General features: G+C 70.1%; 11 protein-coding genes. 5 read left to right on the forward strand and 6 right to left on the reverse strand.

Annotation, left to right across the window (positions count from 1 at the left end; translation table 11 throughout):
- Positions 1–91: 91 nt before the first annotated feature.
- The 3 genes from OG734_RS16905 to OG734_RS16915 all read right to left on the reverse strand — a co-directional run bounded on the left by OG734_RS16905 (position 92) and on the right by OG734_RS16915 (position 3917).
- Positions 92–1177, reverse strand: a complete 1086-nt coding sequence (locus OG734_RS16905) for an LCP family protein (RefSeq protein WP_330288329.1) — start codon at positions 1175–1177, stop codon at positions 92–94.
- 73 nt (positions 1178–1250) lie between these two features.
- Positions 1251–2603 carry an endo-1,4-beta-xylanase gene (locus OG734_RS16910; RefSeq protein WP_330288330.1) on the reverse strand — a complete coding sequence of 451 codons (1353 nt, stop codon included), beginning with the start codon at positions 2601–2603 and terminating at the stop codon, positions 1251–1253.
- Between the two features lie 261 nt (positions 2604–2864).
- Entirely contained in the window at positions 2865–3917 is a 1053-nt protein-coding gene (locus OG734_RS16915; protein ID WP_330288331.1) for a LacI family DNA-binding transcriptional regulator, read from the reverse strand.
- A gap of 141 nt (positions 3918–4058) precedes the next feature.
- Between OG734_RS16915 and OG734_RS16920 the strand changes: the two genes are divergently transcribed.
- From OG734_RS16920 to OG734_RS16935, 4 genes are read left to right on the forward strand one after another with little or no spacing between them, the layout of a single operon-like run.
- Entirely contained in the window at positions 4059–5402 is a 1344-nt protein-coding gene (locus OG734_RS16920) for an ABC transporter substrate-binding protein (protein WP_330288332.1), read from the forward strand.
- Positions 5399–6295 (forward strand): carbohydrate ABC transporter permease, encoded by an 897-nt coding sequence (locus tag OG734_RS16925; RefSeq protein ID WP_330288333.1) that lies wholly within the window; start codon positions 5399–5401, stop codon positions 6293–6295. The genes OG734_RS16920 and OG734_RS16925 overlap by 4 nt, the downstream gene beginning before the upstream one ends.
- Positions 6296–6299: 4 nt before the next feature.
- Entirely contained in the window at positions 6300–7205 is a 906-nt protein-coding gene (locus OG734_RS16930; protein ID WP_330288334.1) for a carbohydrate ABC transporter permease, read from the forward strand.
- Between the two features lie 40 nt (positions 7206–7245).
- Positions 7246–9552 (forward strand): glycoside hydrolase family 3 N-terminal domain-containing protein, encoded by a 2307-nt coding sequence (locus OG734_RS16935; protein ID WP_330288335.1) that lies wholly within the window; start codon positions 7246–7248, stop codon positions 9550–9552.
- Positions 9553–9574: 22 nt separating this feature from the next.
- Here OG734_RS16935 and OG734_RS16940 read toward each other — a convergent pair whose 3' ends face one another.
- From OG734_RS16940 to OG734_RS16950, 3 genes are read right to left on the reverse strand one after another with little or no spacing between them, the layout of a single operon-like run.
- Positions 9575–10564, reverse strand: coding sequence for a DUF3152 domain-containing protein (locus OG734_RS16940; protein WP_330288336.1), 990 nt, complete (start codon positions 10562–10564; stop codon positions 9575–9577).
- Entirely contained in the window at positions 10557–11522 is a 966-nt protein-coding gene (locus OG734_RS16945) for a hypothetical protein (protein WP_330288337.1), read from the reverse strand. The genes OG734_RS16940 and OG734_RS16945 overlap by 8 nt, the downstream gene beginning before the upstream one ends.
- A 44-nt stretch (positions 11523–11566) precedes the next feature.
- Positions 11567–12070, reverse strand: coding sequence for a SigE family RNA polymerase sigma factor (locus OG734_RS16950; protein WP_330288338.1), 504 nt, complete (start codon positions 12068–12070; stop codon positions 11567–11569).
- Between the two features lie 217 nt (positions 12071–12287).
- Between OG734_RS16950 and OG734_RS16955 the strand changes: the two genes are divergently transcribed.
- Positions 12288–13103: a class I SAM-dependent methyltransferase gene (locus tag OG734_RS16955; RefSeq protein ID WP_330288339.1), complete on the forward strand. Its 816-nt coding sequence runs from the start codon at positions 12288–12290 to the stop codon at positions 13101–13103.
- Positions 13104–13115: the final 12 nt, after the last annotated feature.

The following is a 13115-nucleotide window of genomic DNA, read 5'->3' on the forward strand; positions in this document are numbered from 1 at the left end:
GTCGAACGGGGAGGGCCCGGATCGACACGGCCGCGGAAATTTCTTCGGGAAGTTTTCCCCGAGGGCGTTTCCGCAGGTCAGATGCTTTCCATCAGCGCAAGGACGCCCACAACTCCGCCGCCTCCGGCTGCTGGGCGACCACCCGGTTGGCGTCGGACGCCGCCGTCACCACCGGCATCGTGACCGTCGTCAGCTCGTCCGCCGACAGGCCCTGCACACTCTGGCCCAGGCTCATCAGCTTGCTGAGCGAGTTCAGGCCGGTGTCCGTGGTCAGGCTGGCCGTGGCCACGTCGGCGACCTTGTAGAGCTTGGCCGGGCTGGTCAGCAGGTTCGTCGAGGAGATCTGCTGGAGGAGGGCCCTGACCAGTTTCTGCTGGAGGCCTATTCGGCCCAGGTCGCTGCCGTCGCCGATGCCGTGCCGGGTGCGGGCGAGGGCGAGGGCCTTGGTGCCGTCGAGGTGGTGTTCGCCCGCCGTCAGGTCGAGGTGGCTGTCGTCGTCGTGGATGTCCTCGTCCGTGGTGACGGTTACGCCGCCGAGCGCGTCCACCAGGTCCGCGAAGCCGGCGAAGTCGATCTCCAGGTAGTGGTCCATGCGGACGTTCGTCATCGACTCCACCGTCTTGACCGCGCAGACCGGGCCGCCGACCGAGTACGCCGTGTTGAACATGACGCCGGACGCCTCTTTCGTCGAACCCCCGTCCGACAGCGGGCAGGAGGGGCGCGTGACCAGCGTGTCGCGCGGGATGCTCACGATCGTCGCCTTCGTGCGGCCCGCGTCCAGGTGGACGACCATCGCGGTGTCGGACCGCGCGCCCTCGCTGCTGCCGCCGCCGAGTGCCTGGTTCCGCTTGCCGCTGCGCGAGTCCGACCCCAGGACCAGGATGTTCAGCGCCTCGCTCGGCAACGGGGACGCCGAGGCGGACGCGCCCGCCGAGGGCAGCGGCTGCGTCTTCGCCGGGCGGTTGTCGCCGAGCGCGCTGTCGATGTCGACGCTCTTGATGTTGTGGTTCAGGTGCCAGTAGGCATAGCCCGCGCCCACGGCGGCGAGCACCAGGGTGCCTGCGAGCGTGAACCCGACGGCCTTCAACCAGCGTGACGACCGTCGGCCCACCTGCCGGCCTACCTGTCTTTCCGCGCCCCCGTCGTCGTCCGACGTCTGTTCCTCATCTCCCACCACACAGAGGAACGTACGTCCGAAATATTACGAGCGGGGGCGCATGCCCGGCATTCTTCGGAAAATCTCAGACTTCTCAGCCCAGGGTCACCGTCGGTACGGGATTGCTGCCGCTCCATGTCCCGTTGAATCCGAAGCTCACCGAACCGCCGCTCGGCACCGTCCCGTTGTACGAGGCGTTCACGCAAGTCACCGCCGCCCCCGACTGGGTGCAGGTGGCGTTCCAGGCCTGCGCGACCCGCTGCCCCGCGCCGTACGTCCAGCTCACCTTCCACGACGACAGCGACCGGCCCGCGGAACAGGCGATCGTCACCTGCCCGGTGAACCCGGAGTTCCACTGGCTCGGGACGCCGTACGTCGCCGTGCAGCCCTCCGTCGACGGGGTGCCGCCGAACGACTGGGCGATCGCGTAGTACGCCGGTTTCGGGGTGAAGCTCTCCGTGTACGGGGTCGCCGCGCCGTATCCGTCGAACACGTCCGGGATCCATGAGTCGGAGTCGGTGAAGCCCCAGACCGTCACGCCGACGCACCTGGTCACGGCCACACAGGCGTCCATGACCGCCTTGTAGTCGGCCGCCTGCTGGGTCAACTTGACGTCTGTGGCGGGCAGTTGCATACGGATGTCCAGTTCCGTGATCGCCACGTCCACGCCCAGATCGGCGAACCGCTGGATGTTCTGCTGGAGGGACGACGGATACTGACCGAGGATCAGGTGCGCCTGCAGGCCCACCCCGTCGATCGGAATCCCGCGCTCCTTCAGGGACTTGACCAGGTTGTACAGGGCCGTGCTCTTCGCGTTGACGCCCTCGACGTTGTAGTCGTTGATGTAGAGCTTCGCCGTGGGGTCGGCCGCCCGCGCCCAGGTCAGGGCCTGCGCGATGTAGTCGGTGCCGAGGGTGTTGGACCAGAGCGTCGAGCGGTAGGTGCCGTCCTCGTTGAAGGGCTCGTTCACCACGTCCCAGGCCGCCAACTTGCCCTTGTAGCGCGTTACTTCGGTGGTGATGTGGTCCTGGAGGATCGTGCTGAGCTGGGCCGGTGTCCAGGTGCCGTTCGCCAGCCAGCCCGGGTTCTGGCTGTGCCAGACCAGGGTGTGGCCACGTACCTGCTGGTTGTGGGCCTGGGCGAAGGCGACGATCTGGTCGGCCTCGGTCCAGTTGTAGGTGCCCCGGGAGGGCTCCACGGACTCCCACTTCATGGCGTTGCCGGGGGTGAGCGAGTTGAACTGGGCGCCGGCGAGGTCGCCGTAGGTCCCGGTGAGTTTGGAGCCGGTGACGGCTGTGCCTATGACTTTGCCCTTGGCGGTGGCCAGGTCGCGCAGCGGGGGGTCTGCCGCGGTTGCCGTCCCGGCGAGGAGCAGCGTTGCGGTGGTGGCGGTAGTGGTGAGGAGGGCGAGCAGGCGTGCGCGTAAAGCTGTTCTGGAGGGGCTCATTGCGGGTGCCTCCGAAAGTTTCGGCTGTTCAACCGATTGACTTCGGAGCAGTTTGGGGGGTCTTGCGTCACTCGTCAATACGGTTGTGCCGCTAAGGGGCCGGTGGGGCTCTGCGGGTACGTCGTGGTTGTTCGCGCAGTTCCCCGCGCCCCTTGTCAGGCCGGTGGGGCCCTGCGGGTACGTCGTGGTTGTTCGCGTCCCCGCGGCGGAGCCGCAGATCGACACAGCCCCGCGCCCCTGGGCACGCCGTCCTGGCCCCCTCTAGGCCGCCGGCGGTGCCGCCGTGCTGTTGCGGACCACCAGGCTTGTTGCCAGTTCCACCCTCGTTGCTCCCGACGTGCCGTCCTCCTTGCCCAGGTTCAGGACCAGCTTGGCCGCCGTTTCCGCCATCTCCATCAGGGGCTGGCGGACGGTCGTCAGCGGGGGGCCGACCAGGCGGGCGATCGGCAGGTCGTCGAAGCCGACGACGCTCAGGTCCTCCGGGATGCGCAGGCCGAGTTCGCGGGCGGCCTCGTACAGGCCGAGGGCCTGGAGGTCGTTGCCGGCGAAGACGGCGGTCGGGCGGTTCGGGGAGCGCAGGAGTTCGAGGCCGGCGCGGTAGCCCGTCTCGTGGTGGAAGTCGCCGACCTTGAGGAGGGCGGGGTCGACCGGGAGGCCGGCCGTTTCCAGCGCCGCGCGGTAGCCGTCGACGCGGGCGCGGCTGCACATCATCCGGGAGGGGCCGCTGATCGACGCGATGCGGGTGTGGCCCAGTTCGACGAGGTGCCGGGTAGCCGCGAGACCGCCCTGCCAGTTGGTCGCGCCGACCGAGGGCACGTTGTCGCCGGGGTCGCCCGCCGGGTCCATCACCACGAACGGGATGGAGCGGCTGGTCAGCAGCGCCCGCTGGGACTCGTCGAGGCCGGAGAGGACGAGGATCACACCGTGCGGGCGGCGGGCCGCGACCTGGTCGGCCCAGGTGCGGCCCGGGGTGAGACGGCCCGCGCTCTCGGAGAGGACGACGCTCAGCCCCTCCTCCCGCGCCGCGTTCTCCACACCCCGGATGACCTCCATCGCCCACGCGCTCTCCAGCTCGTGGAAGACCAGGTCGATCAGCGGTGAGCGGGTCGCTTCGGCCCGGCGCCGCCGGTAGCCGTACGCCCGCAGCAGGTCCTCGACACGGGTCCGCGTCCCGGGGGCGACATCGGCACGGCCGTTGAGCACCTTCGAAACAGTCGGAGCGGAGACGCCTGCCTCACGGGCGATCTCGGCGAGCGTCGCGGTCTGGGTGGACTGCGGTGTCGTCTGCGTTTCAACAGGTTTCGAGGGTCTCATGGCGGCGATCGTATCCCTGCGCGACCTCTTGACGAAGACCCTGTCCCCCCATAAATTTCCGGAACATTCGAAGTACCACCCGAAAGATTCGTACAGAGACTCGTTCAGGTTTCGTTGAGAACATTCGCGAGAGGTGCTGTCATGGAGTCGAACAGAGGGCGGTCCGCACGGTCCACCGGCACGGCGTTCAGCAGGCGCTGGGTGCTCGGCGCCGGTGCCTCCGCCCTGCTCACCACCGGCCTCAGCGCCTGCGGCTCGGGTGAGGGTTCGGGCGGTGGCGGGGACACGATCACCGCGTTCGTGTACGGGGACGACGCCGTGAAGGTCCAGGCGGCGGCCGTCGCACGGTTCAACAAGTCGGCCGCCAGCAAGACGGCCAAGGGCAAGATCAAGCTGGAGAAGATCCCGGGCTCGGACTATCTGCCCAAGCTGCGTACGGCGATGGGGTCGCCCAGCGCCCCGGACGTCTTCTTCAACTGGGGCGGCGGCTCCATCAAGGCGTACCAGGAGGCCGACAAGATCGTCGACCTGACCGACATCATCGAGAACGACCCGGTGCTGAAGAACGGCTTCCTGCCCTCCGTACTCGCCGCCGGGGACCTCAAGGGTCGTCACTACGGCATACCGATGCGCGGTATGCAGCCGGTGATCCTCTTCTACAACAAGACCGTGTTCGCCGAGCAGAAGCTCCAACCGCCCACCACCTGGGACCAGTTGCTCGACGTCAACACCAAGCTGAAGAAGGCGAAGATCACTCCGTTCGCCCTCGGCGGCTCCGACCTCTGGCCCGAACTGATGTGGCTGGAGTACCTGGTGGACCGGATCGGCGGCCCCGAGGTCTTCCGGCGCATCCAGGACGGCGACGCGGAGGGCTGGGGCGACCCGGCGATTCTGAAGGCCGCCGAGATGGTGAAGGGACTCGTCGACGACGGCGCCTTCGGCTCCAAGTTCACCTCGGTGTCGTACGTCAACGGCGGCGCCCCGGCGGTGTTCGCCAAAGGCAAGGCGGCGATGCATCTGATGGGCTCGTGGGAGTACTCGACGCAGCTCGGCAAGTTCCCCGACTTCGCCAAGTCGAACCTGGGCTGGGCGGCCTTCCCGAAGATCGAGGACGGCGTCGGCGATGTCCGCAACGTCGTCGGCAACCCCACCAACTACTGGTCCATCAACCCCCGTACGCAGAACAAGGACGCGGCGATCGCGTTCCTCAAGGACTGTGCGTCCGAGGCGTACGCGAAGGACCTGGTCGCCCTCGGCGACGTACCGACGACCTCGAACGCTTCGGCGCTGCTGTCCTCCGCGCCCAACCCGGAGTACGCCAAGTTCCAGTACGACCTGGTCCAGCAGGCACCCGCGTTCACGCTCTCCTGGGACCAGGCGCTCGGCGACGAGCTGGGCACGAAGATGCACACGGAGATCGGGAAGCTGTTCACGGGCAAGTCGGCGCCCAGTGAGTTCGTGTCGGCCTGCAAGGGGCTGAAGTGAGCTCAACGGTCACTTCCGGGGGCGAAAAGGTTCAGCGGGGCAAGGTGCGGGCCGGGCGGCCGAGCGCTGTCTGGGCGCTCCCCGCGGTCCTCTTCTTCACCTTTTTCGCGGTCGTCCCGATGGCCCTGGCCTTCTATCTCTCCTTCACCAAGTGGGACGGCCTCGGCGACCCGAAGCCGGTGGGTCTCGCCAACTGGCAGAAGCTGCTGGACGATCCGCGACTGACCCAGTCGCTCGGGATCACCGTCCTTCTGACGGTGGCGAGTTGGGTGTTCCAGACGGTCGTGGCCCTGCTGCTCGGGGTGTGGGCGGCAGGCCCCCAGCGCAACCGGGCAGTGCTCTCGGCGATCTTCTTCGTACCGTTCCTGCTCTCCTCGACCGCCATCTCCATCCTCTTCTACGCCCTGCTCGACCCGAACTTCGGCATCATCCAGAAGGACACCCTCGGCTCGACCAGCGGCGCGTTCCTGGCGATCGTCTTCGTCGGCGGCTGGCAGTTCATCCCGTTCCACACACTGATCTACCAGGGCGGGGCCCGTCAGATCCCCGAGGTCCTCTATCAGGCGGCGGCGATCGACGGCGCGGGCCGCTACCGCCAGTTCTTCTCGATCACGCTGCCGCAGCTGCGGCACACCATCACCACCTCGACCGTTCTGCTCGTCGTCGGCTCGCTGACGTACTTCGAGACGGTCCTGATCCTGACGAAGGGCGGCCCGGGCACGGACACGGCGATCCTGCCGTACCTGATGTACGAGGCGGGCTTCAAGACATACGACTTCGGCTACGCGAGCGCCATCGCGTCCACCCTCGTCCTGGCCGCGACCGGCCTGTCCCTGATCCTCATCCGGCTGACCGGCTTCGGCGGTATGCGCAGTACGCGTGAAGGGATGTGACGGAGTGTCACACGACACGCTTCCTCGTCCCACGACGACCGACAAGCGTCCGGAACGACCGCGGCCGGACGGCCGTCGTCGCCGCAGGCACTGGACGAGGCGGGCCAACCCGCTGGCGGGCCTGGGTTCGATCGTCTGGCTGGTGATCGTCCTCGTCCCGATCTACGCCATGCTGTCGGCCTCGCTCACCGGACCCGACAAGGCCCTCACCGGCAACCCCCTGAAACCGCCCACCGATCCGACCCTCGACAACTACAACACCGTCCTCAACTCGGGCTTCTGGCATCTGCTGAGCAACACGGTGATCGTCGCGGTCACGGTCGTGGGTATCGTCCTCGGGCTCTGCGTCCCGCTGGCGTACGTGGCCGTGCGAACCCGCACCCGCTGGTCGGGCGCGGCCTTCCGGCTGTTCCTGCTCGGGGTGGCGATCCCGGCCCAGGCCGTGGTGGTCCCGCTGTACCTCCTGATCGCCAAACTCGACCTGTACGACAGCCTGTTGGCGGTGATCCTGCCGACGGCGGCCTTCGCGATGCCGGTCTCGGTGCTGGTTCTCACCGGCACCCTGCGGGACATCTCGGAGGACCTGTACGAGGCGATGGCCCTCGACGGCGCCTCCCCCGTCCGCATGCTGTTCCAGCTGACCATCCCCCTGGCCAAGGGCGGTATCAGCACCGTCGTGATCTACGCGGCACTGCAGGCCTGGAACGGCTTCCTCTTCCCGCTGATCTTCACCCAGTCCGACGAACCCCGCGTCCTCACCCTCGGCCTGTTCAACTTCGTGAGCCAGTACGGCGTGAACATCCCCGCCCTGCTCGCGTCCGTCGTCCTCTCCGGCGTCCCGATCTTCGCCGTCTATCTGGTGGCCCGGCGCGCACTGATCGGCGGCCTGATGGGCGTGGGCGGCAAGTGAACCGACGGCCGGTGAACCCACCTTCTCTGACAGGAGTTTCATGACCACGGCTCCCTGGCGTGACCGCGCCCTGAGCGCCGACGCCCGCGTCGACGACCTGCTCTCCCGGATGACCCTGGAAGAGAAGACCGCCCAGCTGTACGGCGTATGGGTGGGCGCCTCGACGGACGGTCACGGGGTCGCCCCGCACCAGCACGACCTGACCGCGGACTATGAGTGGGACGAGCTGATCACCCAGGGCCTCGGCCAGCTCACCCGCCCCTTCGGTACGGCCCCCGTGGACCCGACGCTGGGCGCGCAGGCACTGGCCCGCGCCCAGCGTCGGATTGTCGAGGCGGGCCGCTTCGGCATCCCGGCGCTGGCCCACGAGGAGTGCCTGGCCGGCTTCACGGCCTGGCGTGCGACGGCGTACCCGGTGCCGCTGGCCTGGGGTGCCACCTTCCACCCCGAGCTGGTGGAGGAGATGGCGGCCCGCATCGGCCACGACCTCGCCTCGGTCGGCGTGCACCAGGGCCTCGCCCCGGTCCTGGACGTCGTACGGGATCTGCGCTGGGGCCGGGTGGAAGAGACGATCGGCGAGGACCCGTACCTGGTGGGGACGATCGGGTCGGCTTATGTGCGGGGCCTGGAGTCGGCGGGGATCATCGCCACGCTGAAGCACTTCGCGGGGTACGCGTCCTCGGCCGGCGCCCGCAATCTGGCGCCCGTACGGGCGGGCGTCCGGGAGTTCGCGGACGTGACCCTTCCCCCGTTCGAGATGGCGCTGCGCGATGGCGGGGCGCGTTCGGTGATGGCCGCCTATAACGAGACGGACGGCGTCCCGGCCTCCGCCGATCCGCATCTCCTCACCCAACTCCTGCGCGAGGAGTGGGGGTTCACGGGAACGGTGGTCTCGGACTACTTCGGCATCGCCTTCCTGGAGTCCCTGCACCGGGTCGCGGGGACACCGGCCGAGGCGGCCCACCTGGCCCTGGCGGCCGGCATCGATGTCGAGCTGCCGTCGATGGGGAGTTACGGCGACGCGCTGGTGACGGCGGTACGGGCGGGAGACGTACCGGAGTCGCTGGTGGACCGGGCGGCGCGCCGCGTCCTGACGCAGAAGTGCGAGCTGGGCCTCCTGGACGAGGACTGGCGGCCGGAGCCGGACGGTGGGCCGATCGACCTGGACTCGGCCGGAAACAGGGCGCTGGCCCGCCGGCTGGCGGAGGAGTCGGTGGTACTGCTGGACAACCCGGACGGCCTGCTCCCGCTGGCCCCGGACACGCGGATCGCGGTCGTCGGACCTCGGGCGGCGGACGCATTGGCGATGCTGGGCTGCTACTCGTTCCCCTCGCATGTCCTGCCCAGCCATCCGGAGACCCCGGTGGGAGTCGACATCGCCACGCTCCTGGACTCCCTGCGCGCCGAACTCCCGGACGCCAAGGTGACGTTCGCTCAGGGCTGTGACACCTCGGAGCCGGGCACCGGGGGCTTCGAGGAGGCGGTGGCCCGGACCGCCGAGGCGGATGTGTGCGTGGCGGTACTGGGCGACCGGGCCGGCCTGTTCGGCGGGGGCACGTCGGGCGAGGGCTGCGATGTGGCGGAGCTGCAACTGCCCGGCGTACAGGCCCAGTTGCTGGACGCGCTGGTGTCGACGGGCGTTCCGGTGGTGCTCGTACTGCTCACCGGCAGGCCGTACGCGCTGGGCCCTTGGGACGGTCAACTGGCTGCGGCAGTACAGGCGTTCTTCCCCGGGGAGGAGGGCGGCCCGGCAGTCGCGGGAGTGCTGTCGGGCCGCGTCACCCCGTCAGGTCGGCTGCCGGTGAGTGTGCCGAGGGAACGCGGGGGCCAGCCGTGGACGTACCTCCAGCCGCCGCTGGGGCTGGCGGACGATGTGAGCAGTCTGGACCCGACACCGCTATATCCCTTCGGGCACGGCCTGTCGTACACCTCGTTCGTCTGGGAGGACTTCGAGGAGGCGGGCGCGGCGGAGATCGGGACGGACGGCTCGTACGAGGTGTCCGTGACCGTCCGCAACACGGGTGCGCGAGCCGGGGCGGATGTCGTCCAGCTGTATCTGCACGACCCGGTGGCCTCGGTGACCCGGCCTGACGTGCGCCTGATCGGTTACGAGCGGCTGGAGTTGGCGCCGGGTGCGGCGCGCCGGGTGACCTTCCGCTTCCACGCGGATCTGTCGGCGTTCACGGATCGCGCGGGGCGCAGGATCGTCGAACCGGGGGCGCTGGAGCTGCGGTTGGGGGCGTCGAGTGCGGATGTGCGGCATACGGCTCGGGTGCGACTCGTGGGTGCGGTAAGGGAGTTGGGGGCGGATCGGCGACTGCGGTGCGAGACGGAGGTCGGTCCGTAGCGGGCGGACCCGCCTCGGCGGGTCACGGGACCGCGGGGCCGCTCAGGTAGCGGCCCCGCGTGTCGTACGGCCAGGCGTTGGACACGCAGCCCTTGAGGCCGTCGATCTGCTGCATCATCGCGGGCGCGGGGCGGCCAGGGCCCGGGCAGGTCTCATGTCCGCGGCCCAGCCAGTGGCCGACCTCGTGGTTGACGATCAGGGCGCGGTACTCGACCGGCGGTCCGGCGAACTCGGGGGAACCGAGCTGCCAGCGCTTGAGGTTGATCACCACGTCGGCGCCGGTACGGCAGTTGACCTCGCCGATGTGGTCCGGCTGCTTCACGGCGCACAGCTTGTCCGTGGTGGCCGCGGTGGCGACCCGGAACGTCAACTCGGCATCCGTGCCGGTGACTTGGCGGAACCGGGCGCCCGCCTGACCCCAGCCGCGCCGGTCGCCCAGGATGGTGCCGATCTGGCGGGCCGCGTCCGCCGGGTCGACGCCCGCGCCGTCCTCGACCTGGACGCGGAAGGGGGTACCGGAGGCGGGACCGGTGACGGTGAGCGGTGCCGTTCGGAAGGTGCCCGGGCCGGAGGTGGGGATGGTGGGCTGCGTGGAGGAGCCGTTTCCGGATCCCTTCCCGGACCCGGAAGTACCGGTGGCGTCCGGGGACTTGGGGGACTTCGCCTCCCCGGAGGGGTCGGGGGGCCCGGCGGCGGTGGAGTCGTCGGGGGGCGCACTCGTGGCACCGGTACCGCCCACACCGCCCGTACCGCCTGTACCTCCCGTGCTGTCCGTCTCCGGATCCGGGGTGGGCTCAGTCGTTGTCCGGACGGCCTCCGGGGAACCGGCCTGCGACCCCTGCGACGCGTTGTCCGGCAGCAGCCGGGGCAGGAGCAGCGGCACCGCCGCCGTCCCGAGCGCGGCGAGGCAGACCGTGGCGCCGATCGCCCCGATACGGGTCCGGCGCCTGCGCCGGCGCTGTAACGCGACCAGGCGGCGCGACCCGTTCACTGCACGTCGTTGCTCACTCATCGGGGGAACCGCCTGTCTCGCTCGTGCTGTCGGTACCGCTCGGGGCACTCGCCGAGGAAGGCTCGGCGGTGAAGGGCTCGGCGGTGGAGGGCTGGGCGGTGGAGGGCTGGGCAAGGGATGCCCCGGCCGTGGGGGTCGCCCCGTGCTCCTGCGCTTCGTACTGCGCCTGGTCCTTGATCTCGGCCTTCACCTCGGCGAGCAGTGCCGAAGTGCCCGCCGCGGCCACCAGTTGGTCGGCGGTGACGGGCGGGGAGACCCTGGCATCGGCGTCCGGGGCGACGGTCAGCTGCACGGTGCTCTCCGCGTAGCGATAGCTGACGCTGACGGACTTGCCGCCCCACAGGGCGCCGCCCGCCACCACGACCCGCGCCTCGATCCGGCCGGACAGCCAGGCCGTACGGCAGGTCATGGCCGTCTCAGGCGGGTCCGGGCATTCGACGAGGGCGTCCGACCTGGTCGTGACCCGCAGCGTCACAGGGAAGGTGTGCCCGTCGATCCGGCCGGCGAAGGACTCCGCGCCGTTGGGGGTGACGGTCCCGATCAGATCGCCGAGCGCCCGGGTCAGCGCCTTGGCCATCCGCTCCCCAGGGGCGGCCTCCGACGCGTCCGTGGCCACGGGCACCGGGGCGGCCGAGGCCGGCGGTGGCGTCGGGGAGGGGACGGCGGGCGGTGCGACCGCCGGGCCGACGGGCGCGGAAGCCTTGTCCCCCAGGCCGCCGAGCACAGCCGAGCCGACGCCCCCGATCGCGAGGACCCCGGCCACCGCGCCGATCACGGCGGCCCGCGCCCGGACCCGGCGGCGCCTGCCGAGGCGTACCGCCTCCTGCGTCAGATCGGGCAGCGTCGCCAGCCCGGCGGCGGCCTGCTCCATCAGTTCCCGCAGCTCCCCGACGAGCGCGTCGTCGGGCCCGGCGTCCGGCGCGGGCCGGTGCGGGCGACCGGGTGGCGTGTCGTGCACGGATGTTCCTCTCTGACGCATCAGCACTGGCGGGGTAAGGGGGGTCAGTACTCGGCGGTGTACACATGGGCGTCGCCCAGCACCACGCGCAGCCGGGTCAGGGAGCGGGAGCACTGGCTCTTGACCGTGGACTCGCTGCACCGCAGTTGCGCGGCCACCTCCGAGACGCTCAGGTCCTCCCAGTAGCGCAGGACGACCATCGCCCGCGCCCGGGGCGGGAGTTCGCCGAGGGCGGCCATGAGCGTGACGCGCAGCTCGGGTCTGGGCGCGGCCGGCGCGGGGTCGGGGCGGGCATGGGCGAGCAGGTCGCGCAGCCGGCGCCGACGCTCGTGCAGGAACAGCCGGGTCAGGACGGTACGGGCGTAGGCGTCGAGGTGTTCGGCCCGGCTCGCCCGCTGCCAGTGCTGGAAGAGCCGGGCGAGCGTGGACTGCACCAGGTCACGGGCGTGCTCGCGGTCGCCGCAGAGCAGATACGCCGTCCGGTACAGGCGCTGCCGACCCGCCCGCGCGTACTCCTCGAAGTCCCGCTGCCGGACCGTCGCCGACATCCACCCTCCCGTTTCCCGTCATGCGTATGGCTGTGGCTATGGCTATGGCTGAGGTTGCGGCCATGGCTGTGGCTGTTGCTCACGTGCCTCATACGCATCACGCCCCTCACACGCCTCACAGATCTTCCTCACCTGTTCTTGAGCGCGCTCGGGGCGGAAAGGTTGAAGGGGGTGCGCAAAAATTTCTGGTCCGGCGAACGCCCACTACGGTGAGCGCATGCCCCCTTACCAGCCGAAGCCCGAGCACCCTCAACTCACAGCGACGGCAAGGTCGTTCGGCGCCGAAGCCACCCGCTACGACCGGGCCCGCCCCCGCTACCCCGAAGCCCTGGTGCACCGGATCGTCGCCACGGCCCCCGGCCCCGACATCCTGGACGTCGGGGTCGGTACGGGCATCGTGGCCCGGCAGTTCCAGGCGGCCGGGTGCCGGGTGCTCGGAGTGGAAGTCGACGACCGGATGGCCGAGTTGGCGCGGCGGAGCGGGGTCGAGGCGGAGGTGGCGGCGTTCGAGGAGTGGGACCCCGCCGGGCGGGCCTTCGACGCGGTGGTGTCCGCCCAGGCCTGGCACTGGGTGGACGCGGTCGCCGGTGCCGCGAAGGCGGCTCGGTCGCTGCGCCCCGGAGGCCAACTCGCCCTGTTCTGGAACGTGTTCCAGCCCTCGCCCGACGTGACCGGGGCCTTCGCCGAGGTCCACGACCGCGTCCTGCCGGACATCCCCAACCTCTGGACGAGGCCCGCCCTCGACTCGTACGCGCCCCTGTTCGCCAAGGCGGCCGACGGGATACGGCAGGCGGGCGGCGCGTTCGGCGAGCCGGAGGAGTGGCGGTACGAGTGGGAGCACCCGTACACCCGCGACGAGTGGCTGGACCTGCTGCCCACCCACGGCCGCACCAACGGGCTCCCACCCGCCCAACTGACGGAACTGCTCTCAGCCACCGGCGCCGCGCTCGACACACTGGGCGGCGACTTCACCGTGCGCTACACCACGGTGGCGATCACGGCGTCCCGGACGGTCGACGCCACATCGGGATGATCTCGGACGGTT

This window comes from Streptomyces sp. NBC_00576 (assembly GCF_036345175.1).
In the GTDB taxonomy this organism is placed as follows: Bacteria; Actinomycetota; Actinomycetes; order Streptomycetales; family Streptomycetaceae; genus Streptomyces.

Coding starts and splice junctions, on each gene's coding strand:
- OG734_RS16935 (WP_330288335.1), top strand. CDS start 7,246: ATGACCACGGCTCCCTGGCGTGACCGCGCCCTGAGCGCCGACGCCCGC.
- OG734_RS16940 (WP_330288336.1), bottom strand. CDS start 10,564: ATGAGTGAGCAACGACGTGCAGTGAACGGGTCGCGCCGCCTGGTCGCG.
- OG734_RS16910 (WP_330288330.1), bottom strand. CDS start 2,603: ATGAGCCCCTCCAGAACAGCTTTACGCGCACGCCTGCTCGCCCTCCTC.
- OG734_RS16915 (WP_330288331.1), bottom strand. CDS start 3,917: ATGAGACCCTCGAAACCTGTTGAAACGCAGACGACACCGCAGTCCACC.
- OG734_RS16950 (WP_330288338.1), bottom strand. CDS start 12,070: ATGTCGGCGACGGTCCGGCAGCGGGACTTCGAGGAGTACGCGCGGGCG.
- OG734_RS16955 (WP_330288339.1), top strand. CDS start 12,288: ATGCCCCCTTACCAGCCGAAGCCCGAGCACCCTCAACTCACAGCGACG.
- OG734_RS16920 (WP_330288332.1), top strand. CDS start 4,059: ATGGAGTCGAACAGAGGGCGGTCCGCACGGTCCACCGGCACGGCGTTC.